At 74.7% G+C, this 21,230-nt stretch carries 18 protein-coding genes; 10 read left to right on the top strand and 8 right to left on the bottom strand.

All coding sequences use genetic code 11. The features are described 5' to 3' along the window. Window positions 1–135 precede the first annotated feature (135 nt). The 5 genes from VM95_RS18100 (at window position 136) to VM95_RS18120 (ending at window position 6,692) form a co-directional block, all read left to right on the top strand. On the top strand, window positions 136–1,437 hold the full coding sequence (locus VM95_RS18100; RefSeq protein WP_244178829.1) for an alanine racemase: 1,302 nt from the start codon (window positions 136–138) through the stop codon (window positions 1,435–1,437). Continuing rightward, window positions 1,437–3,074 carry an N-acyl-D-amino-acid deacylase family protein gene (locus VM95_RS18105; protein ID WP_045697979.1) on the top strand — a complete coding sequence of 546 codons (1,638 nt, stop codon included), beginning with the start codon at window positions 1,437–1,439 and terminating at the stop codon, window positions 3,072–3,074. The genes VM95_RS18100 and VM95_RS18105 overlap by 1 nt, the downstream gene beginning before the upstream one ends. Before the next feature lie 125 nt (window positions 3,075–3,199). Beyond that, window positions 3,200–3,790: a bifunctional 4-hydroxy-2-oxoglutarate aldolase/2-dehydro-3-deoxy-phosphogluconate aldolase gene (locus VM95_RS18110; RefSeq protein ID WP_279616832.1), complete on the top strand. Its 591-nt coding sequence runs from the start codon at window positions 3,200–3,202 to the stop codon at window positions 3,788–3,790. Between the two features lie 122 nt (window positions 3,791–3,912). Beyond that, window positions 3,913–5,499 (top strand): alpha-amylase family glycosyl hydrolase, encoded by a 1,587-nt coding sequence (locus VM95_RS18115; RefSeq protein WP_045697981.1) that lies wholly within the window; start codon window positions 3,913–3,915, stop codon window positions 5,497–5,499. Window positions 5,500–5,636: 137 nt separating this feature from the next. Continuing rightward, window positions 5,637–6,692: a membrane protein gene (locus tag VM95_RS18120; protein WP_045697982.1), complete on the top strand. Its 1,056-nt coding sequence runs from the start codon at window positions 5,637–5,639 to the stop codon at window positions 6,690–6,692. A gap of 130 nt (window positions 6,693–6,822) precedes the next feature. Here the strand turns inward: VM95_RS18120 and VM95_RS18125 are convergent, their stop codons facing one another. The 5 genes from VM95_RS18125 to VM95_RS18145 form a co-directional block, all read right to left on the bottom strand. Further along, a complete protein-coding gene (locus tag VM95_RS18125) occupies window positions 6,823–7,557 on the bottom strand; it encodes a (2Fe-2S)-binding protein (RefSeq protein ID WP_045697983.1) in 735 nt (244 codons plus the stop codon). Window positions 7,558–7,675: 118 nt separating this feature from the next. Continuing rightward, entirely contained in the window at window positions 7,676–8,044 is a 369-nt protein-coding gene (locus VM95_RS18130) for a fibronectin type III domain-containing protein (protein ID WP_045697984.1), read from the bottom strand. A gap of 47 nt (window positions 8,045–8,091) precedes the next feature. Further along, complete coding sequence (locus VM95_RS18135) at window positions 8,092–9,291, bottom strand: RNA-guided endonuclease InsQ/TnpB family protein (RefSeq protein WP_045697985.1); 1,200 nt, start codon at window positions 9,289–9,291, stop codon at window positions 8,092–8,094. Window positions 9,292–9,781: 490 nt separating this feature from the next. Further along, on the bottom strand, window positions 9,782–11,446 hold the full coding sequence (locus VM95_RS18140; protein WP_052707430.1) for a peptide-N4-asparagine amidase: 1,665 nt from the start codon (window positions 11,444–11,446) through the stop codon (window positions 9,782–9,784). Between the two features lie 151 nt (window positions 11,447–11,597). Continuing rightward, complete coding sequence (locus tag VM95_RS18145; protein ID WP_078860085.1) at window positions 11,598–12,512, bottom strand: LysR family transcriptional regulator; 915 nt, start codon at window positions 12,510–12,512, stop codon at window positions 11,598–11,600. A 139-nt stretch (window positions 12,513–12,651) separates the two neighbouring features. Here VM95_RS18145 and VM95_RS18150 point away from each other — a divergent pair, with 139 nt between their 5' ends. Both VM95_RS18150 and VM95_RS18155 read left to right on the top strand, forming a co-directional pair. Then, window positions 12,652–13,614, top strand: coding sequence for a pseudouridine-5'-phosphate glycosidase (locus VM95_RS18150; RefSeq protein ID WP_045697988.1), 963 nt, complete (start codon window positions 12,652–12,654; stop codon window positions 13,612–13,614). A 2-nt stretch (window positions 13,615–13,616) separates the two neighbouring features. After that, complete coding sequence (locus VM95_RS18155; protein WP_045697989.1) at window positions 13,617–14,495, top strand: carbohydrate kinase family protein; 879 nt, start codon at window positions 13,617–13,619, stop codon at window positions 14,493–14,495. A 374-nt stretch (window positions 14,496–14,869) separates the two neighbouring features. On the opposite strand, the gene VM95_RS18165 is transcribed toward VM95_RS18155, so the two are convergent. Then, window positions 14,870–15,475 (bottom strand): Imm21 family immunity protein, encoded by a 606-nt coding sequence (locus VM95_RS18165; protein ID WP_045697992.1) that lies wholly within the window; start codon window positions 15,473–15,475, stop codon window positions 14,870–14,872. A 62-nt stretch (window positions 15,476–15,537) separates the two neighbouring features. Beyond that, window positions 15,538–17,265 carry a DNA polymerase/3'-5' exonuclease PolX gene (gene polX / locus VM95_RS18170; RefSeq protein ID WP_045697994.1) on the bottom strand — a complete coding sequence of 576 codons (1,728 nt, stop codon included), beginning with the start codon at window positions 17,263–17,265 and terminating at the stop codon, window positions 15,538–15,540. A 383-nt stretch (window positions 17,266–17,648) separates the two neighbouring features. On the opposite strand from polX, the gene VM95_RS18175 reads away from it, so the two are divergent. The 3 genes from VM95_RS18175 to VM95_RS18185 all read left to right on the top strand — a co-directional run bounded on the left by VM95_RS18175 (window position 17,649) and on the right by VM95_RS18185 (window position 20,537). Further along, window positions 17,649–18,368, top strand: a complete 720-nt coding sequence (locus tag VM95_RS18175) for a sensor histidine kinase (protein WP_045697996.1) — start codon at window positions 17,649–17,651, stop codon at window positions 18,366–18,368. Window positions 18,369–18,507: 139 nt separating this feature from the next. Continuing rightward, window positions 18,508–19,170: a winged helix-turn-helix domain-containing protein gene (locus tag VM95_RS18180; protein ID WP_045697998.1), complete on the top strand. Its 663-nt coding sequence runs from the start codon at window positions 18,508–18,510 to the stop codon at window positions 19,168–19,170. Further along, window positions 19,167–20,537, top strand: a complete 1,371-nt coding sequence (locus tag VM95_RS18185; protein WP_045698000.1) for an MFS transporter — start codon at window positions 19,167–19,169, stop codon at window positions 20,535–20,537. Before VM95_RS18180 ends, VM95_RS18185 begins: the two co-directional genes overlap by 4 nt. Before the next feature lie 5 nt (window positions 20,538–20,542). On the opposite strand, the gene VM95_RS18190 is transcribed toward VM95_RS18185, so the two are convergent. After that, the gene (locus tag VM95_RS18190) at window positions 20,543–21,226 is read right to left on the bottom strand and encodes a DUF6629 family protein (RefSeq protein WP_045698002.1); all 684 of its coding nucleotides are present in this window, start codon (window positions 21,224–21,226) and stop codon (window positions 20,543–20,545) included. Between the last annotated feature and the right edge of the window lie 4 nt (window positions 21,227–21,230).

The following is a 21,230-nucleotide window of genomic DNA, read 5'->3' on the forward strand; positions in this document are numbered from 1 at the left end:
TCGGCGCGTCACGTGCCGGTCGGTGAGCCGGTGCACGGTCCGTTGACCGTGATCCGGCGCCGATGCTAGAACCATGATGCCAGCATGTGCAACCAGCGTTGCACATGTTGCAACACGCACGAGGGAGAGAAGACGGTGGAGCAGACTTTCGCAAGGAGCGTCCCCGGACCCGGCATCGCCGAGGGTGCGGTGGCCGCCCTCGCCGACGAGACCCTGGACTGGCGGTTCAAGGCCGCTCCGCCGCAGTCCTGGGGGCACACCGTCCGGGACTGGCTCGCCACCGGGCCGACCCTCGGCGACCTCGGCACCCCGCTGCTCACCCTCGACGCCGCCGCCCTCGACCACAACCTGCGCACCATGGCCGACTGGTGCGCCTCCGCCGGCGTCGCGCTCGCCCCGCACGGCAAGACCACCATGGCCCCTGCCCTCTGGCAGGCCCAACTGGCCGCCGGCGCCCACGGCATCACCCTCGCCAACCTCCCGCAGGTGCGCGTCGCCCGGGCCTTCGGGGTGCGGCGCATCCTGCTCGCCAACACCCTGCTCGACCCGGCCGGGCTGGCCTGGCTCGCCGCCGAACTCGCCGCCGACCCGGCCTTCGCCTTCGTCTCCTGGGTCGACTCCACCGAGAGCGTGCGGCTGATGGACGAGGCGCTGCGCGCCGCCGGCGCCGAACGGCCGGTCGAGGTGCTGGTCGAACTCGGCGGCCCCGGCGGGCGGACCGGCGCCCGGGGCGTCGACGCGGCCGTCGAGATCGCCGCCGCCGTCCTGCGCGCCCCCACCCTGCGGCTCGCGGGCGTCGGCGGCTACGAGGGCGCGCTCGCCCACGACGCCGAACCGGACGCGCTCGCCGCCGTCCGCGGCTACCTCACGTCCCTCGGCGAACTCCACGGCCGGCTCGCCCGCGCCTACCCCGACGACGCGCCACCGGTCGTCACCGCCGGCGGCAGCGCCTACTTCGACCTGGTCGTCGAGGAGACGGCCGGCCTGCCGGAGGCCCTGGTGGTGCTCCGCTCCGGCGCCTACCTCGCCCACGACGACGGCTTCTACCGCGGCGTCTCGCCGTTCGCCCGCGGCACCGGACGGGCGCCGCTGCGCAGCGCGCTGCACGGCTGGGCCCGGGTGGCCTCCCGGCCCGAACCGCAACTCGCGCTGCTGGACGCCGGCAAGCGCGACCTGCCCTTCGACGAGGGCCTGCCCGAACCGCAACAGGTGCGCGGCGGAGCCGAGTTGACCGGGACGACGGCCCGGATCACCGCCCTCAACGACCAGCACGCCTTCCTGCGCGACGCCGGCGACCTCGCGCCGGTCGGCGCGGTGCTGCGGCTCGGCGTCTCGCACCCGTGCACGGCCTTCGACAAGTGGACGGCGATCCCGGTGCTGGACAGCGCCGACGCCGCCGAGCCGAAGGTCACCGGCCTGGTCAGGACGTTCTTCTGATGGCGGACGGGGAGAGAATCGGCGCGGGTGTCGGGGAGGACACCGTCTTCAAGGGCGCGACGGTCGTCGACGGCACCGGGGCGCCGCGCCGCCGGGCCGACGTGCGGATCGCGGGCGGCCTGATCGCCGAGATCGGGTCGGGGCTGGGCGGGCCGTCCGTGGTGGACGCGGACGGGCTCGTCCTCGCCCCCGGGTTCATCGACATGCACGCCCACTCCGACCTCGCACTGCTCCTCGAACCCGAGCACCCGGCCAAGGTCACCCAGGGCGTCACCTGCGAGGTGCTCGGCCAGGACGGCCTCTCGTACGCCCCGGTGGACGACACCACGCTGCCCGCGCTGCGCCGTCAACTGGCGGGCTGGAACGGCGATCCGGCGGGCTTCGACTGGGACTGGCGCGGGGTCGCCGGCTACCTGGACCGGCTCGACCGCACCGGGCCGGCCGTCAACGCCTGCTACCTCGTCCCGCACGGAACGCTGCGGATGCTCGCCATGGGCTGGGCCGACCGGGCGCCGAGCCCGGCCGAACTCGACCGGATGCGCCAGCACTTGGCGCAGGGGCTGCTGGACGGCGCGGTCGGCATGTCCAGCGGCCTCAGCTACACGCCGGGGATGTACGCGGACACCGCCGAACTGGTCGACCTGTGCACCGTCGTCGCGGCCTACGGGGGCTTCCACGCGCCGCACCAGCGCTCGTACGGCGAGGGCGCGTTGGCCGGCTACGCGGAGATGGTGGAGATCGCCCGGCGGTCCGGCTGCGGGCTGCACCTGACCCACGCCACGATGAACTTCGGTGTCAACCGGGGCCGGGCCGGAGAGCTGCTGGCGCTGGTCGACGCGGCGCTCGCCGAGGGCGTCGACCTCACCCTGGACAGCTACCCGTACCTGCCCGGCTCCACCACCCTGGCCGCCCTGCTGCCCAGTTGGGCGGGCGAGGGCGGGCCGGCGGCGACCCTGGCCCGGCTCGCCGACCCGGCGGTGCGCGAGCGGATCCGGTACGCGATGGAGGAGCGGGGCAGCGACGGCTGCCACGGCGTCGTCGCCGACTGGGCCACCGTCCAGGTGTCCGGGGTGGGTTCGGCGGAGCTGGCGGGCGCGGTCGGTCGGACCGTCGCCGAACTCGCCGCCGAGCAGGGGCGCGGCGGCACCGAGGTCTTCCTCGACCTGCTGGTCCGGGACGAGTTGGCCACCACGATCCTGCAGCACGTCGGGCACGAGGAGAACGTCCGCGCGATCATGCGGCACCCCGCGCACACCGCGGGCAGCGACGGCCTGCTCGTCGGTGCCCGCCCGCACCCGCGCGCCTGGGGCACCTTCCCCCGCTACCTCGGCCGCTACAGCCGGGAGTCGGGCGTGCTGACGCTGGAGGAGGCGGTCGCCCGGATGACCGGCCGCCCGGCCGCCCGGCTGGGGCTGCACGGGCGCGGCCGGATCGCCCCCGGGCACCACGCGGACCTGGTGCTCTTCGACCCGGACCTGGTCCGGGACGCCGCGACCTTCGAACACCCCCGGCTGCCCGCCGAGGGCATCGCGTACGTGTACGTCAACGGCATCGCCGTCGTCCGGCAGGGCCGCACCACGGGCGCCCGCCCGGGGCGCGCCCTGCGCCGCACCGACCGAGGGGTCATGGCCCTGTGAACGCTCCGCCTGTCCGTTCGTCGCCTGTCCGTTCGTCGCCTGTCAATGCGCCGCCCGTCAATGCGCCGTCCGAGCAGGGGACTTCGGCCGACTTCCGGGCCGAGCTGCGGGCCGGTACCGGGCCGGTGATCGCGGTGGTCCGTGCGCCCCGGATACCGGACGCCGCCGCGCTGTGCGCCGCGCTCGCCGAAGGCGGCATCGGCTTCACCGAACTCACCTTCACCACACCGGATGTGACGACCCATCTGGAGCGGGCCGCGCAGGCCGGCCGGCGGGTCGGCGTCGGGACGGTGCTCACCGCCGAGCAGGCCGAGCGCGGGATCGCCGCCGGGGCGTCCTTCCTGGTCACGCCCGGCTGCCGGCCCGAGGTGGCGCGGGCGGCACGGGCCGCCGGGGTGCCGGTGGTGCTCGGGGCGCTCACCCCGACCGAGGTGGCGCACGCGGTGGACCTCGGGGCCGCCGCCGTGAAGATCTTCCCCGCCCGGGCCTTCGGCCCCGGCTACTTCAAGGACCTGCGCGGCCCGTACCCGCAGGTGCCGCTGGTCGCCTCGGGCGGGGTGAACGCGGGCAACGCGGCCGAGTTCCTGCGGCAGGGCGCGCTCGCCGTGTGCGCGGGCACGGACGTGGTGCCGCCGGAGGCGGTGGCGGCGGGGGACTGGGCGGAGATCACCCGGCGGGCCCGGGCGTTCACGGCGGCCTGCGCGGTTCGGGAGTAGGCGGGCCTGTCGCTTGGGCGGCGGACTGTCGGGGTGGGCGGGATTGGACGAGAATCGGGGGCATCCGGCTCAGCCCCGAGCTTCAGCCCCCAGGCCCAGGACCCGGCAGGAGGACCCACCCCATGACCTCGACCCGCCCCGGCCCCCACTGGCTCGCCGACGCCGTCCTCTACCAGATCTACCCGCAGAGCTTCGCGGACTCGGACGGCGACGGCATCGGCGACTTCGCGGGCATCGCCGAGCACCTGGACCACCTCGCCTGGCTCGGCGTCGACACGGTCTGGCTCAACCCCTGCTTCGCCTCGCCGTTCCGCGACGCGGGCTACGACATCACCGACTACCTCGCCGCCGCCCCGCGCTACGGCGACACCGAAGGCCTGGTCGCGCTGGTCGAGGCCGCCCGCGGCCGGGGCATCCGGGTGCTGCTGGACCTCGTCGCCGGCCACACCTCCGACCGCCACCCCTGGTTCCTGGCCTCCGCCGAGGACCCGTCCGACCACCGGTACATCTGGTCCGACCGGCAGGTGGACGGCTTCGTCGCCTCGCCCGGTGCCCGCCCCGGCTGGTACCGGCCGAACTTCTTCGACTGCCAGCCCGCGCTCAACTTCGGCTACGCGCGCAGCAGTTCGGAGGAGCCCTGGCGCCAGCCGGTGGACGCCGAGGGCCCGCGCGCCAACCGGGCCGCGCTGCGCGGGATCATGGCGCACTGGCTCGGCCTCGGCGTGGCCGGCTTCCGGGTCGACATGGCGTACTCGCTGGTCAAGGACGACCCGGACAAGGCGGAGACCGCCAAGCTCTGGACCGAGACCCGCGACTGGCTGGACCGCACCCACCCCGAGGCGGCGCTGTTCGCCGAGTGGGGCGACCCGGCCGCCGCCGTCGCCGCCGGCTTCCACGCCGACTTCTTCCTGCACTTCGGCGGCGCCGACCACGGCCTGCCGCTGCGCTCGCTGTGGAACAACAACGGCGGGACGGTCGAGGAGTTCTGGCGCCAGGACGCCTGCTACTTCGAGGCCGAGGGGCGCGGCACCCCGCAGCCCTTCCTGGACGCCTGGCGCTCGGCGGCCGAACTCACCAGCGGCGACGGGCAGATCGTGCTGCCCACCGCCAACCACGACTTCTCCCGGCTCGCCACCGGCCCGCGCACCGCCGAGCAACTGGCCCCCGCCTTCGCCTTCCTGCTCACCTGGCCGACCCTGCCGGCGATCTACTACGGCGACGAGATCGGCATGCGCTACCTGCCCGGGCTGCCGGACGTCGAGGGCAGCGTGCTCGGCCCGCGCTTCAACCGGGCCGGCTCGCGCACCCCGATGCAGTGGGCGCCCGGCCCGACCGCCGGCTTCTCCGCCGCCCCGGCCGAGCGGCTGTACCTGCCGGTCGACCCGGACCCGCACCGCCCGGACGTGCTCTCCCAGCGCGCCGACCCGACCTCGCTGCTGCACACCGTTCGCCGCCTGATCGCGCTGCGCCGGGCGCACCCGGGGCTGGGCTCCGCCGGCTCGGTGGACGTCCGGCACGCCGGGTACCCGCTGGTGTACACCCGGGACGGGCGGTACCTGGTGGCGGTGAACCCGCGCCGGGAGCCGGGCGCGGTGCGGCTGCCGGAGGGCGGCGGAGCCGTCCGGCCGCTGGAGGCGCAGGGGGTGCGGGTGGCGGACGGCGAGCTGCGGGCGGACGGGTTCTCGTACGGGGTGTTCGAGCTGGGCTGACGGGCGCCGGGGCGGGAGGGCTGTCCCGCAGTGCCGGATAGTTGTAAGCTACATCCATAGATGGTTGCATTTACCACCCTCATTGGTTGGTTTTGCCACCTTGTTTCGAGAGAGCACCGGAGGACGGTACGACCGCCATGAGCAGCACACCCCGGAACCCCGCCGCAGCGCCCACCCTGGGGCACTCGCTCAAGCACCTCGCCGTCCACCTGATCACCCCGCTGCTGATGTGCCTCGGCATGGCGCTCGCCTACCAGGGCGCCTTCCATCAGCCCGAGCCGCACCACCTCAAGGTCGCGGTGGTCGGCACCACCCCGCAGGCGGACGGCCTCGCCCAGGCGATCCGCGCCAAGGCGGGCGACGCGCTCGACGTCCGGACGCTGCCCGACCGGGCCGCCGCCGAACAGCAGCTGCGCGACCGCGAGCTGGTCGGCGCCTTCGTGCCGGACGCCAGGAGCCCGGAGCTGCTCGTCGCCAAGGGCAACTCGGACACCTCGGTGGTGGCCGCCACGGCGGTGTTCACCACCGTCACGGACAAGCAGGGCGTGCCGCTGCACGTCACCAACCTCACCCCGCTCGCCGAGGGCGACCCGACCGGCCAGGGCCTGTTCTTCCTGCTGGTCGCGCTGAGCATCGGCTCGTACGCCAGCGTCGCGGTGATCGGCGCCGCCGGGGCCGCGCTGGCGATGCGGGTCCGCGTGCTGGTGGGCGTGGCGGTGTCGCTGGTGGTCAGCGTGATCGGGATCGTCACCGCCGGGCCGGTCTTCCACGTCGTCGACCACTCCCACGCCGCCGTGTGGGCGCTCGGCTGGCTCTACTCCGCGGGCATCGTGCTGATCGGCATCGGCCTGCACAGCTTCCTGAAGCGGTGGACCACGCTCGGGATGATGGTGCTGTTCGTGATGCTGAACTTCACCTCCTCCGGCGGCATCTACCGGCCCGAGCTGCAGAACGGGTTCTTCGGCACCCTGCACGGCTTCTGGACCGGCGCCGGCTTCCAGGAGGGCGCGCGCAGCATCCTGTACTTCGACGGCGGCGCCGGCCTCGGCGGGCACGTCGCCACCCTGGTGGTCTGGCTGCTGCTGGGCGGGGCCGTGGTCGCGGCCGCGGCGCTGTACGAGCGGCGCGGACGCCGCGAGGTGGAGACCGCCGTCGAGGCGGAGGAGGAGATGGAGGAGGCCGTCGCGGTCTAGGCCGCGGTCCAGGCCGCGGTCCAGGCCGCGGTCCAGGGAGTGCTCCCACCCGGCGCCAGGGCATCGGCACCGGGTGGGGATCGGCGGCCCGCGCCCGGCTCCGGACAGGCCGGGCGCGGGCCCCTTCGGCTCAGCCGACCCGCTTCACCGGCGTCGGCGGCCGGGTGAAGCAGCAGTCCCCGCAGACCCCGGCGTCCGGCCCCACCCGGTAGTACAGGCAGCAGCTGCGCCGCCGGAACACCGCGCCGCCGCCCGGGAGTATCCGCAGCGCGCCGGTGCCCGCCAGCGGCGGGCGGGACAGCAGCTCGGCGGCCAGGTCCCGCGCCGGGCCCGGGGCGTGCGCCTCCAGCACCCGCAGCGAGCCGGCCAGCGCGGAGGCGGCGTTGCCGTCCAGCAGCCGCGCCGACAGCGGGGCCGCCGCCCGGACGGCTGCCGCCAGCGGCGTCAACTGCCCGACCAGGACGGCCCGGTGGAGCCGGTCGGCGAGCGATCCGGCGGCCGGATCGGCGATTGGTTCGGCCTCCGGTGGCGCCCAGAGGTCGATCGGGCCCTGGTCGGGGACCCGCACCCAGGCGTGCTCCAGCGTCGGCACCACCCCCAGCAGCGCGGCCGCCCCGAGCCCCACCGACCAGAACCGGGCCGCCAGCCCGAGGTGCAGGATCGACGCCGCGACCCGGGGCTCGGCGGTGCCCAGGCGCTGCGCCACCACCCGGACGCGGGCGGCCAGCGGTGCGTCCGGGCCGGTGCCGAACAACTCGGGCAGCGGCCGGGAGCCCGGCGGCGGCCCGCCTGGGGAGGTGTCCAGGGCGAAGTACGGGCCGATGGCGGCGAGCCGGCTGTAGTCGGCCGGCCGGCGGCCGCTCAACGGCCCTCCCCGGCGCGGCGGTTCGTCCCGGCGCGACGGTCGGAGGGGGTACGGCGGCCGGGCGTCGCGCGGCGGTCGGGCACGGTACGGCGGTCGGACGGGGTGCGGTGCGGTGCGGTCATCGGGCCTCCGGGGGAGCGTCGGGCGGATGAACGCTACCGTGCCCGACGCCCCGCCGCCGGTGGATCAGCGCTGGTCGTCCTGCCCGCGGCCGCGCCCGCGGTCCCGTCCGCCGTCCACACATCACGCGGGTGTTGTCGACGGAGGCGGTGATGTGCCAGGACACCACGACCTCGCGCGAGGCGTCCGAGCCGAACTGCAGGTGCAGCCCGCAGACGCGCGGCGCGCCGCAGCCGTCAGGCCGCTGCCACAGCAGCGGGGAGGCGGCGGCGGGGGCGGCGGAGAGTCCGGAGAGGGAGACGGCGCCGCCGAGGCCGAGGTCGGTGGCATCGGCGAGCAGGGCGCGACGGCTGGAGGCGAGGTCCACTGGAAGCGTTCGTGACTCCTCCCCCGGCTGAGGCCGGGGGCTTCTCGCTAACCCTGGCAGGCGTCGCGACGGACCAGCCCGGCCCGTAGAACGTTGATGGCTCCCACCGTGTCAGCGTGCGCGCAGTGACCGCAGCTAACGCAGTGGAAGGTCTCCTGTGTGGGCCGGTTCTCCGCTGCGACGTGCCCGCATCCGGGGCAGGTCCGGGAGGTGTTGCGGGGGTCCACGGCGATCACTTCCCGTCCGGCGCTCTCAGCCTTGGCATGCAGGATCGTCAGGAACACCCCCCAACCGGCATCCGAGATCGATCGGTTGAGCCCGGCCTTCGCCGCCGCGCCGTTGGGCAGGAAGGTGCCAGGCTGGTCGGGGTCGGGCTTCGGTGCGGGGGCCTTGACCATGTTGCGGATCTTGAGGTCTTCGTGCGCGATCAGGTCGTGTGAACGGACCAGGTCGAGGGCCGTCTTGTGGGCGTGGTCGAGGCGTTGACGGCGGACCTTGCGGTGAAGGTCGGCGACCTTCCGGACGGCCTTGCGGCGGCGATTGCTGCGCCGCTTGCACCGGGCGAGGGCCTGCTGTGCGGCTTCGAGCTTCGCGGCGGCCTTGCGGCCGTGTCGGGGGTTGGGCACGAACTCGCCGCCCGAGTCGGCGAGGAAGTTGGCTATGCCCATGTCGATGCCGACCACGGATCCGGTCGCGGGCAGCGGCTCGGGCTCGGCCTGCTCGGCGGTCAGGATGACGTACCAGCGCTTTCCCTCGCGCTTGACGGACACGGTCTTGACCTTGCCGACCACGGGCCTGTGCTGGTTGACCTTGACGTGCCCGACACCCTGGAACCGGACGCGGGTGACCGGGTCGTGCGGGGTGGAGTTCCAACGGCAGCCGTCCCCGTCCCCGGGGAAGTCCACCGTGTCGAACCACATCGCGCCTCGGAAGCGCGGGTATCCGGGCTTCTCGCCGGACTTGACCCGGCGGAAGAACGCAGCGAACGCCTTGTCCAGACGGCGGAGCGTCGCCTGGTGAGAAGAGAAGGACCAGCGGCCCTGCCGCTCCGGGTCGAACGCCCGGATCTCCTTGAGCTGCGCGGACTGGTCGCCGTACCGGACGGTCGTCTTCGAGACGTGCCGGTAGGCGTCCCGGCGTTCCTGCAACGCCCCGTTGTAGAGCGAGCAGTGGTCGCGCAGCATCTCGGCGAGCGCCTGCGCTTGGCCCACGGTGGGCCGCATGACGAACTTGTACGCACGGATCATCCGACCCACCCCCTCTCGACTCGGCGATCAACATGCCACACACCACTGACACACGGCACGATCCGGCCAGCCTCACCGGGTGAGGGTGAACCGCGCCGGGGGCGGGGCGCGAACTTTCCGTCCGGCGGGGCGGGCCGCAGTGGACGTGCGCGCTTCCGCGCCGGACGTGAGCGTTTTCACGCCGGACAGGAGCGCGTCCACGGAGCCGAGGGGATGCTTCGTGGACGCGCGGAACCTGTGAGGTTGGGGTGGCTTCCGGGCGTAACGCTCAGCCCTCCAGCCGGTAGTTCGATCGTCGACCGAGGTAGTCGCCAGCGGCAGACCCTGATCCGTCTCGATCTGTCGCCACTGCCTCCTGCGGTCGAACTCCTTCAGCTACCTCACAGGTCCACTCCCATCATGCGCTTCCGGGGCCGCGCGCACCAGGGGCAAAGCTCCCCAAATCGGAATAAATTTCGCCCCTGGCGTGCGCGGGTCCCCGAGGGAGCTGCTACGGCTTCGGCCAGCCGTCCACGAAGCTCAGCGTCCGGTGGTACGGCCCCTCGGGCCCGTCGCTGCGGTAGTCCTCCGTGCTGCTGCCGGTGCGGACGGTGCGGTCCCCGTCGTGCCGCTGGGCGGTGGGCCGCAGGGTGTGGTCGACGGTGGCGCGCTCGGTGACGTGGTTGCCGGTCGCGGTGGTGGCCTCCCGGTGGTAGCCGAGGTCCATCGCGGTGCGCTGGTCGGTGTTCCCGGCCGCGTCGTGGGTCACCAGGTAGGTGACGTCCAGCGGTTCGCCCTCGTGCACGGTGGTGGTGCGGTGCGGGCCGCCGCCCCAGGTGCTGGTGCTGCGGGTGAGGTCGGCGAGGTTGTGCAGGGTGACGTCGTTGCCGCTGTCGCGCAGCTGCTGGGCGGAGCTGAACGCGAGGTCGTCGCGGACCTCGGTGGTGACCCGGCCGTGCGAGGTCTGTACCCAGCCGCGGGCGAGGTCGTGCCGCGCGGCGGTGACCGTCCAGTCGCCGCTGCCGCCGCCGTGGTCGGCGAGCTGCGTGGTGACGGCGGCCTCCGGGGCGACCCGGTGGTCGGTGAGCGCGCCGGTGGTGCGGGCGGTGCCGTGGTCGGTCTCGGCGAACAGGTTGACCTGGCCGGTCCACAGGTCGTTGCTCTGCGCCTCGCTGGCGTTCACCGCGATCCCGAGGGTGTGCGGGCGCCCGTCCAGCAGCAGGCCGACGTACGGGGTGAGGTCGAGCCGGTAGGCGGGCAGGTCGAAGGCGAAGATGCCGGGGACGGGCCGCCACAGCAGCGGGTCCCAGCCGCCGGTGTAGATCACCGGGTACGGCCAGACCGCGCCCGCGATCCGGCCGTCCACGCTGAGCCGCAGCTCGCGGAACGGGCCCTTGCCGCAGAGGCCGGCGCCGGGGTTCGCGGTGGCGAAGGCGTCCGGCGCGGAGGCGTACGCGAACTCCTCGCAGGCGCCGCCGCTGCGGGCGTACACCTCGGCGGTGAGGCGTTCGAGGTTCTGCGGGAAGGTGAGGCTGCCGGTGGCCGCCGGGGCGGCCTGGCTGAGCGAGAACGGCCCGGTGGTGAGCAGCCGGTCGGCGGTGCGGGCGGCGGGCCAGCGGTCGTCCGCGGTGTAGAAGGTGAGGCTCGCGCTGATCGTGAAGACGCCGGTGTAGGTGGCGTCGGTGACGTTGGCGAGGTCGAAGGAGAACGGCTGCGGGCCGGCCGCGAACAGCGGCGCGTAGCGGGTGACGTCGTGCTCCAGCCGCCACTCGATGCCGTCCTTGGACGGCTCCGGGGTGGAGGAGAGCATGACCTGCACGCCGCCGACGCGGACGCCGAACATCCGGTCGAACTGCCGCCCGGCGACCTGCCCGTGGAGGTCGAGCACGACGGCGGACCACGGCCCGGCGCAGTCGGCGGGCGGGGTGAGGGTGGTGGTGTACGGGGTGTCCGGCGGGTTGCCGTACCCGTTGCGGAACTGCCGCTCGTGCATCACCTCGACGGTGCAGGAGCGGGTGTCGGGGCGGGTGAGCGGGCGGGTGGCGGTGACCGGGTCGTGGTAGTCGGTGCCGAAGTCGGCGTGGGCGGGGCCGGCGGCGGTGAGGCTGCCGGCGATCACCAGGGCGGCGGCGCCGAGCAACCGGGCGGCGCGGTGGAGGAGTTGGCGGACGGCCAAGGTCGGATCCCCCCGGGTCGGGTGGCCCGGGGCGCTGCCTCGGGCCGGGTGGATGGTCCGCGCATCCTTCCGGTGGCGGCATGTCAGCGTCAAGGGTCGGCCGTGGCGGGGATGTTGGTGCGGGTGGTGGCGGGTGGTGGCGGGTGAGCGGCTACGGGCGCCGCCGGTGGTGTTCGAGGGCCGCCGCCTCCTGTCGGATCAGGTCCCGCAGCGCCGCCAGCCGGGGCCGGCGGTCGTCCAGCCGCCACTGCATCTCCAGCGGCAGGACGGCCCGGCCCTCCAGCCGTACGGTGGCCACGGCCTCGGTGAGGTGGCCGGTCATCGAGCCGGGCACCAGCGAGAACGCGCGGTTGCGGGCGAGCAGGTAGAGCCGGGAGCCGACGATCCGCGGCGGGCTGACCAGCACCGGTGGGTCGACGCCGTGCTCCGCGCACAGGCCGAGCACGTGGTCGTAGTAGCGCGGGTGCTGCTCGCGCGGCCACAACAGCAGGGGCAGGTCCCGCAGTTCGGCCAGGCGCAGGCTGTCCCGGCCGGCCAGCGGGTGGTCCCGGCCGAGGGCGACCACGACCGGCTCGTCGGCGATCCGCTCCAGCCGGTAGCCGTCCGCCTCGGCGAGGAAGCGGCCGAGGCCGATGTCGGCCAGCTCGGCGGCCAGGGTCGCGGTCACCTGCCCGGTGTCGACGGCGAGTTCGGTGGTGTCGAGGCCGGGCAGCTCCTGCTCGGCCCGGCTGACCACGGCGGGCAGCAGCCGGTTCACCACGCTCGGCGAGGCGACGATCCGGGCCGTCCCCAGCCGGGACTCCTCGTGCAGCCGGACCCGGGCCAGCAGCGCCTCGGCCTGCCCGAGCAGCCGCGCGCTCTCGGCGGCCATCACCTCGCCCGCCTCGGTCAGCACGACCGAGCGGCGGCTGCGGTCGAACAGCTCGACGCCGACCGTCCGCTCCAGCCGGGCGACCTCCTGACTGACCGTGGGCTGGGAGATGTGCAGCCGCTCGGCGGCCCGTCCGAAGTGCAGCGTCTCGGCGACGGTGAGGAAGACCTGGAGCTGGCGCAAGGTGAATGCCATGGTCCGAGCGTAGGCCAGACCGATAGGGGAAAGCCTATGGGAACGCCCGTTACTGATTCTGGATCCCGATACGAACCGTCCTTACGCTGAAGCCCACGTTGCCCCGCCGCAGTGGCATCCGAGGAAAGAGCACGCACCCATGACCGCACTGCCCGACAGCCCGTCCGCCGCCGCTCCCGCGCAGGCCGTCCGCGTCTCCGAGGAGGTCGCGCGGGCCGTCGCCGAAGGCCGGCCCGTGGTCGCCCTGGAGTCGACGATCTTCACCCACGGCCTGCCGCGCCCGCGCAACCTGGCCGTCGCGCTGGAGGCGGAGCGGCAGCTGCGGGACGCCGGCGTCGTCCCGGCGACCATCGGCGTGCACGCGGGCGTGCCCACGGTCGGCCTGAGCACCGAGCAGATCACCGAACTGTCCGCGACGGACGGCCTGGACAAGGTCAGCCTGCGCGACCTGCCGGTGGTCGCCGCGCTCGGCCGGCACGGCGGCACCACCGTCGCCGCCACCGCCTTCCTCGCCCACCGCGCGGGCATCCGGGTGTTCTCCACCGGCGGCCTGGGCGGCGTCCACTTCGGCGCCTCCGAGAGCTTCGACGAGTCCGCCGACATGACCGTGCTGGCCGCCGTGCCCGTCACCGTGATCAGCGCCGGCGTGAAGTCGATCCTCGACATCCGGGCGACCCTGGAGCGCTTCGAGACCTACAACATCCCGGTCATCGGCTACCGCACCCGCAAGTACCCCGGCTTCTACGTCACCGACTCCGGCCACGAGATCAACTTCGCCGTCGAGTCGCCGGCCGAGGCCGCCGGGGTCATCGACGCCCGCGACCGGCTCGGACTGCCGCAGGCCGTCCTGATCGCCAACCCGGTCGACCCGGCCAAGCAGTTGCCGCCGGAGGAACTCGACGGCATCCTGGCCCGCGCCTGGGCCGAGGCCGAGCGCCAGGGCGTCACCGGCAACGCCTCCACCCCCTTCCTGCTCGACTTCATCCAGCGCGACACCGGCGGCCGCAGCCTGGAGGTCAACGTCGAGGTCTACCGGGGCAACGTCCGCCTCGGCGGCGAGATCGCCACCGCGCTGGCCGCCGCTGCCACCTCAGGGTCCTGACCGTGCTCGGGGTGCTCGGCGACCTCGTCGAGGACGTCGTGGTCTGGGTCGACGGCCCGCTGCGGCACGGCACCGACTCCTGCGCCCAGGTCTTCCGCCGCCGCGGCGGCAGCGCGGCCAACGTCGCCTGCTTCGCCGCCGGGGCCCACCCGGCGCGCTTCCTCGGCTGCGTCGGACCGGACCCGGCCGGGGACGCCGTCGTCGCCGAACTCCGGGGCCACGGCGTGGACGTACGGGTCCAGCGGCGCGGCCGCACCGGCAGCATCGTGGTGCTGATCGACCAGGCCGGCGAACGCACCATGCTGCCCGACCGGGGCGCCGCCAAGCTCCTGGAACGCGTCCCGGACGACTGGCTGGCCGGCCTCGCCCACCTGCACGTGCCCGCCTACTCCTTCGACGGCGATCCGGTCGGCGCCACCGCGCTCGACGCCCTCGCCCGCGTCCGCCGGGCCGGCGGCACCACCTCGGTGGACGCCTCCTCCACCGGCATGCTGGAGCACTACGGGCGGGAGCGCTTCCTCGACCTGCTGGGCGAGTTGGCGCCCACCTTCCTGTTCGCCAACCGCTCCGAGGCCGACTACCTCGGCCTCCTGGCGGCCGGCCGGCCCGGCCCCGAGCGGGCCCGGCTCCCGGCCACCACGGTCGTCACCAAGGCGGGCGCGGAGCCGACCACGGTCGACGCGCCCGGCGCGGCGCCGTTCACGGTACCGGTGCCGCCGGTGGCCGAGGTGCGCGACCTCACGGGAGCCGGGGACGCGTTCGCCGCCGGGTTCCTGGCGGGGTACCTGGCAGCTGGGGCGGGGGATCTGCGCTCGGCGGTCGCCCTCGGCCACCGCAGCGCGGCCCGGGTCCTGGCCTCCCCCGGGGCGTCCTGCGGCTGAACGCGCGCCGGCGGAACGCGCGTCGACAGGGGCGGACCGCGGCGGGCGACCGCCGGTCGATGACTTTGATCCTGGAGAAGTGCGACGGCTACTGCCAGGGCGTGGACGGCCGAGCCGGGCCCAATCTCGCCTGCACGGGGTGCGGCAGAGCCGTGGCGACCCGGATCGACGACTGCGGCTCGGAACCCCACGACGGGGCCTTCAGGGACACCCTGGTCGGGTTGCCCGCGATCCGTAGCCCCCGGCTGCGCGGGTATCACGACGCCGCGTACCGGTCGTGAGCGCCCGTTGGGCGGCTCGGGGGCCGGCTCCGGACCGTCCCGGCGTCCCGTGACCGTTCCTCCGGGGGTGTGGGCGCGCGTCGGGTGTTCGAGTCACGGAGCCGTCGTGGACCGGCCGTCGAGGTGCGGGAGGAGCTGGACCGCGCTGATCCAGGGGGAGTCGCCGGTCTTCTGGAACGCGCGGACCCTCCAGCGTCCCGCGGGCAGGTCGACGGGGGCCTGGTCCGGCTCGCCGCTGCCGTCCGGGTAGGGCACGCCGAGGTGCTCGCCGGCCTCGACGGAGTCCATGAGGACCGCCGGTCCGTCGGTCTCCCAGAGGCCGCACTCCTCCCACGGCGTCGCCGGGTCGTTCAGCGCCGCCTCGGTGACGGCGAGCAACTCGGCGTCGGAGGCGGCGGCGAGCCGGCGCACGAAGGCCCGCTGCTCCGGCAGGTAGCAGGTGGTGGCGGGCCCGTCGCCCAGCACCAGCGCGGAGACGTCGCCGCGGTCGCGCAGGCCGATCACCTCGGCCAGCTCCTCGACCTCGCAGGCCCGGTCGTAGTCGTCGGGCTGGTCGCCGTCACTGATGATCATGCCGTCCTCGGTGCAGCCGCCCCAGTGCTGCAGGGCGGACACCGGGACGACGATCAGCGGACCGCCCATGGACTCGACCCAGGTCGGATCGAGGGTCCTTCGGTCGGCAGGTGGATCGGTGCTCATGCGTGCAGTGTGCCGCTGACCGGTGACAAGCGGGGAACCGGGGTGGGGGCGCCCGCCAGGGGTCAGTGCAGCGCGTCCTTGCGCAGGAAGTGCTTCAGCCTCTGCCACGTCCAGGTGTTGACCACGTCCTCGGCGGTCAGCCAGCCGCGCTGCGCCGTGCCGATCCCGTAGCGCGGGTAGGCGAGTTGGCCGGTGGCGTGGGCGTCGCTGTCGATGGTGAAGCGGACGCCGTGCCGCTTCGCCCGCAGGACGTCCTCGTCGCGCAGGTCGAGCCGCTGCGGGGAGCTGTTGACCTCGATCGCGGTGCCGGTGCGGGCGGCGGCCGCGAACACCGCGTCCAGATCGACGTCGATCGGCCCGCGCCGGCCGATCCGGCGGGTGGTGAGGTGGCCGATGACGTGCACGTACGGGTTCTCGCAGGCGCGGATCAGGCGGCGGGTCTGCGCGGCGCGGTCGAGGTTGAAGTGCGAGTGCACCGAGGCCACGCAGACGTCGAAGCCGGCCAGGAACTCGGGCGGCCAGTCCACGCCGCCGTCCGGGCCGATGTTCAGCTCGGTGCCGTGCAGCAGGCGCAACTTCTTGTGCCGACCGGCCAGTTCGCGCAGCTGCTCGCGCTGGGCGAGCATCTTCTCGTCGGTCATCCGCTGCATCACCAGGTCCGGCGCGTGGTCGGTGACGGCGTAGTAGGAGTAGCCGCGGGCGGCCGCGGTGTCGACCATCTCGGTGAGGGTGGCCAGGCCGTCGGTCAGGTCGGTGTGCGTGTGCAGGTCGCCGCGCAGGTCCGACTCCTGGACCAGCACCGGGAGTTCGTCGTTCAGCGCGGCCTCGATCTCGCCCCGGTCCTCGCGCAGCGTCGGCGGGATCCACGGCAGGCCGAGCGCCGCGTACACCTCGTCCTCGGTCGCCGACACCACCTTGGCGCCGCCGTCCACCTCGAACAGCCCGTACTCGGACAGCTTCAGCCCGGCCCGGACGGCCATCGTGCGCAGCTTGATGTTGTGCGCCTTCGACCCCGTGAAGTAGACCAGCGCCGCGCCCCAGTCCTCCTCCGGGACCACCCGCAGGTCCACCTGCACGCCCTGGTCGGTGCGGATCGACGTCTTCGTCGGGCCGCTCCCGATCACCTCGGCCACGTACGGGAGTTCGGTGAGCGCGGCCATCAGCGGCGCGGAGTCCTCGGCGGTCGCCAGCACGTCGACGTCGCCCACCGTCTCGCGCATCCGGCGCAGCGAACCCGCGTACGCGCACCGGGTGCAGCCCGGGACGGCCGACAACGCGGCGACCAGCTGCTCGGCCAGCTCGGTCGCGGCGTCCAGCAGCGTGCGGCCGCCGGACTGCCGCAGCAGCTCGATGCCGTGCAGGATCTTCTCGCCGCTGCGCTCGCCGAAGCCGGCCAGGCCGGACAGCTTGTCGGCGCGGATCGCCTCGGCGAGCTCGTCGACGGAGGAGATCCCGAGGTCCCGGTGCAGGGCGAGGGCGCGCTTCGGGCCGACACCGGGGACGGCCGTCATCTCCCGCACACCGGACGGGATCTTCGCGCGCAGCTCCTCCAGCGCGGGGATGCGGCCGGTGGCGAGGAACTCGGCGACCTTCTCGGCGGTGGACTTCCCGACGCCGGGGATCTGCTGGAGGCCCTTGGCGTCGAGGCCCGCGACGTCCTCCGGGTACTCGCCGACCGCCCGGGCCGCCTTCTCGTAGGCGCGGGCCCGGAAGGCGTCCCCGCCGGTGATGTTGATCAGGTCGGCGTACTCCTGGAGCAGTTCCCTGACCTGGTCGTTGAGCCGGGGCATGAGGTCAGCTTAGGGGCGGGGGACGGCCCTCGCCTGTGGGTCGGGGCGGGGGCGGTGGCCCCTCGTGCGGTGGTTCCGGGCTGCCCCGGCCCGCTGTCCCGGCCCGCTGCCCCGTCCTGCGGTCGTCCGGGATCGGGCCCGGCGGCGGCCGCGTACCCGCCGGTCGGGGGGTGTCCGACCGGCCGAGCGGCGGGGGTGGTGCGGAGACGGCGACCGGGAGCCGGATTGTCACCCGGGCGGGGGAGGCGCAGGCTGGCGGGAGGGCCGGAGCAGCGGCGCGGCGCGGTCGGTCGCGGTGGGCTGCGGTGGCTGCGGTCGGGCGAGACGGCCGGGTGGCGGCCGGGTGACGGCCGGTGGTGAGGCACGAGGGGCAGGGCAGGACGATGGCACGCGGGAAGCTCTGGGGCTACGTGGCGTCGGGGGCCCGGGTACTCGGCGCGCTCGGCGGCGGGATCGGCGGCGCGCTCGGTGGGACGCTCGGTGGGACGGGCGGCGCCGGCGGCGGCCGGGCGGGTGAGCCGGACGACGGCGCGGCGGCGGTCGAGGGCCTCGGGCTGGTGCGGCCGGGGGCGGTGGCCGGGCCGCGGGCGCTGTCCCGGCCGGAACTGGAGCGGCTGCGCTGGACCGGTCGGCAGGCCGGCTGCGGGCCGCTGTCCCGGCACGTCCAGGTGGCCGACGTGCTGCGCCGGGTGGTGCGCGGCGGCGGCCGGTCGGCGAACGTGACGGTGCGGGTGGCGCCCGGGCTGCCGGTGGTGGCCGGGGACGCCCGGCGGCTGGAGGCCGCGGTCGCCGGGCTGGTCGACCACGCGATCCGGCGCAGCCCGCTGGGCGCCCGGGTGTCCGTCCGGGCCGAAGCGGCGGGCGGGCCGGGCTCCGGGGCGGCGGCGTGGGACCGGGGCCGGGTGGAGGTCCGGATCTCGGACCGGGGCTGGTACGAGCCGCCGGAGGCGCGGGAGTGGCTGCTCGCCCGGGTGCGGCCGGGCGGGCCGGTGGGGCCGGCGCTGCACAGCCTGGTGCTGGCGGCCGGCGGATGGATCGCGGTGGAGCCGACGCCGGGCGGCGGGCTGACGGTGGTGCTGCTGCTGGCCGTCGCGCAGGAGTGACGCCGGGGCGCGTCTCTTCTTCGTTTCGCGCGGGCCGATGCGTTTCGCGCCTGCCGATTCGTCTCGCGCGTGCCGACCGCACGAAGTTTTTCGCAAAAAACCCTTTGCAAAGAACTCTGTGCGGTCCTACGCTCCTGCCATGACCGAAGACCAGGGTTGGAAGCACAGCGACGATCCGCACGTCGTCCTCACCGCCAAGGGCATGAAGGCGATGGCGCACCCCGTGCGCATGCAGCTGGTCGGCCTGCTGCGCAAGCACGGGCCGTCCACCGCGACCAGGCTCGCCGAGCAGCTGGGGCTCAACTCCGGAGCCACCAGCTACCACCTGCGCCAGCTCGCCGCCGCGGGCTTCGTGGAGGAGGACGCGGAGCGGGGCAACGCCCGTGAGCGCTGGTGGCGTTCGGTCCGCATGATGACCGTCTGGACGGGCGACGACCTGGCGGACGAGGAGACCGAGACGGCGGTCGGCTTCCTGCGCTCCGTCCTGGCCGCGCACACCCTGACCGGCCAGCGCACGCTCGACGCCTTCGAGACCATGCCCCGGGAGTGGCGCAAGGCCGTGGACTTCAACGACCTGGTGCTGCGCCTCACGCCGGCGGAGGCGGAGCAGCTGGGGGCGGAGCTGTCCGCGGTGATCAAGCGCTACCGCCGGGAGGGGGCGGAGGGGCCGGTCCCGGCGGGCGCCGAGCAGGTCTCCGTCATCGTGCACGTGTTCCCCGATCCGGCTGTCGGCGACGCCGACGACGCCGCCGACGCCGACCCGACCACCGACACCGACGCCGACACCGAGGGGGACCGATGACCGGCACCACCGCAGTACCCGCCGACCGGGCGGGGCGAAGCCTCCGGCCGCTGGTCGGCGTGCTGGCCGCCACGGCCGTCTCCCTGACCGGGACGCGGGTCTCGGCGATCGCCCTGCCCTGGTTCGTCCTGGCCACCACCGGCAGCGCGACCATGACCGGCCTGGTCGCCTTCGCGGAGATGACGCCGTACGTGCTGGTCAAGGCGTTAACCGGGCCGCTGGTCGACCGCCTCGGGCCGCGCGTGGTGTCCTGGACGACCGACGCGGTGAGCGCCGTCGCGGCCGGGCTGGTCCCGCTGCTGCACGCCCAGGGGCTGCTGCCGTTCTGGCTGCTGCTGGCGATGGTCGCGGTGATCGGGGCGATGCGCGGCCCGGGGGACTTGGCGAAGTCCGTCATGGTCCCGGAGGCCGCCGACTACGCGCGGGTCCCGCTCGAACGGGCCACCGGGCTGTCCGGTGTCACCGAACGGTTGGCCTCCACGATCGGCCCGGCGGTCGGCGGCGGCCTGGTCGCGCTGGTGGGCCCGCTGTCCGGCCTGGCGCTCAACGCGGCCACCTTCGCGCTGGGTTCGCTGATCATCGCCTTCGCCCTGCCACGCGGCATGGGGCGCACGGCCGTTCCGACCGCGCCCGGGGAGGGCGAGCCCGACTCCGGCGGCGAGCAGGGCGGTTACTGGCGGATGCTCGGCGCGGGCTTCGGCTTCCTGCGGGCCGAGCCGTTGCTGCTCACGGTGATCGTGATGGTCGGCATCACCAATCTGCTCGACGCCGGGTTCTCGACGGTGCTCGTGCCGGTGTGGGCCCGGGAGTCCGGGAACGGCCCGGGCGCCATCGGCCTGATCGGCAGCGCGATGGGTGTCGCGGCCGTCGTCGGCAGCCTGATAGCGGCCGCCGTGGCGCACCGGCTGCCCCGCCGGACGGTGTTCCTGGTCGGCTTCCTGGTGGCCGGAGCGCCGCGCTTCCTGGTGCTCGCCTCGGGCGCGCCGATGGGGGTGGTGCTGACGGTCTTCGCGATCGGTGGCTTCGGCTCCGGCTTCCTCAACCCGATCCTCGGCGCGGTGCTCTTCGAGCGGGTGCCCCGCCACCTGCTGGGCCGGGTCCACGCCCTCAGCGACTCGCTGGCCTGGGCGGGCATCCCGCTCGGCGGGCTGGTCGCCGGTGCGGTCGTCGCCATGACCGGGCTGATACCCGCCCTGGTCGCGGGCGGCGCGGCCTACTTCGTCACCACCACTGTGGCCGGGCTGCGGCGGGAGTGGCGGGAGATGGACGGACAGCGGGGCGGCAAGGGCACCGTCGCGGAGTCCGATGCGGAGCCGGTGGCTGCGGCGCAGGGGGCGGCGGTCCCGGCGGTTCCGGCGGGCTCGTGACCGAGTCAGCGGACGTCGGGCGCCGGCCGGGGCGCGGGCGCGAGCCCGGCCCAGCGCAGGAGCAGCAGGCTGGCGGCGGCCGCGAGGGCGCACCAGGTGGAGATGAAGGCGAGGTGCCAGAGCAGGGCGCACAGGACGGCGCCGACCCCGGTGAGCAGGCCGAGGAGGCGGAGCGAGCGGTCACCGCTGAACAGGAAGGAGCCGACGGTGGCGAGGAGATAGCCGGCGAGCAGGACGGTCGGGTGCGGGACGCCGATGCCGTAGCCGAGGGTGCGGCCGTGCACGGTGGCCGTCACCGGGTGGGCGGCGACGGCCACCGCGAGCGGAACGGCGACTGCCGCGCCGAGCAGGGTCAGTGCGGCCAGCGCCCGGCGGTGGCCCGGGCCGGCCGGATGCCCGGGCTCGGTGGCCGCGCACCACACCCCGGCGGGCACGAGTACGGGCAGCAGGGGCAGGGCGATCACCGCCCAGGCCGTCCGGGCCGCCTGGGTGAGGGCGCCGGGCGCCTCGCCGTCCGCACCGAGCCAGACCAGCGCCTCGATCAGCTGGTGCGCGCCCAGGACCAGCGGGAGCGCGGCGAGCGGCAGACGCTGCGGCCGACCGGCCCGGCGGGCGCGGACCAGGCACAGCACGCCGAGGCCCGCGACCACCCCGCCGGCCACGGCATCCGCCTGCGCGCTCCAGCACATCGGG

Source organism: Streptomyces rubellomurinus (assembly GCF_000961885.1).
Lineage (GTDB): Bacteria > Actinomycetota > Actinomycetes > Streptomycetales > Streptomycetaceae > Kitasatospora > Kitasatospora rubellomurina.

Bases quoted from the DNA above. Each gene is read 5' to 3' on its own strand.
- VM95_RS18105 (WP_045697979.1), top strand. From the start codon at position 1,437: ATGGCGGACGGGGAGAGAATCGGCGCGGGTGTCGGGGAGGACACCGTC.
- VM95_RS18115 (WP_045697981.1), top strand. From the start codon at position 3,913: ATGACCTCGACCCGCCCCGGCCCCCACTGGCTCGCCGACGCCGTCCTC.
- VM95_RS18120 (WP_045697982.1), top strand. From the start codon at position 5,637: ATGAGCAGCACACCCCGGAACCCCGCCGCAGCGCCCACCCTGGGGCAC.
- VM95_RS18135 (WP_045697985.1), bottom strand. From the start codon at position 9,291: ATGATCCGTGCGTACAAGTTCGTCATGCGGCCCACCGTGGGCCAAGCG.
- VM95_RS18145 (WP_078860085.1), bottom strand. From the start codon at position 12,512: ATGGCATTCACCTTGCGCCAGCTCCAGGTCTTCCTCACCGTCGCCGAG.
- VM95_RS18150 (WP_045697988.1), top strand. From the start codon at position 12,652: ATGACCGCACTGCCCGACAGCCCGTCCGCCGCCGCTCCCGCGCAGGCC.
- VM95_RS18165 (WP_045697992.1), bottom strand. From the start codon at position 15,475: ATGAGCACCGATCCACCTGCCGACCGAAGGACCCTCGATCCGACCTGG.
- polX (WP_045697994.1), bottom strand. From the start codon at position 17,265: ATGCCCCGGCTCAACGACCAGGTCAGGGAACTGCTCCAGGAGTACGCC.
- VM95_RS18175 (WP_045697996.1), top strand. From the start codon at position 17,649: ATGGCACGCGGGAAGCTCTGGGGCTACGTGGCGTCGGGGGCCCGGGTA.
- VM95_RS18180 (WP_045697998.1), top strand. From the start codon at position 18,508: ATGACCGAAGACCAGGGTTGGAAGCACAGCGACGATCCGCACGTCGTC.
- VM95_RS18185 (WP_045698000.1), top strand. From the start codon at position 19,167: ATGACCGGCACCACCGCAGTACCCGCCGACCGGGCGGGGCGAAGCCTC.
- VM95_RS18190 (WP_045698002.1), bottom strand. From the start codon at position 21,226: ATGTGCTGGAGCGCGCAGGCGGATGCCGTGGCCGGCGGGGTGGTCGCG.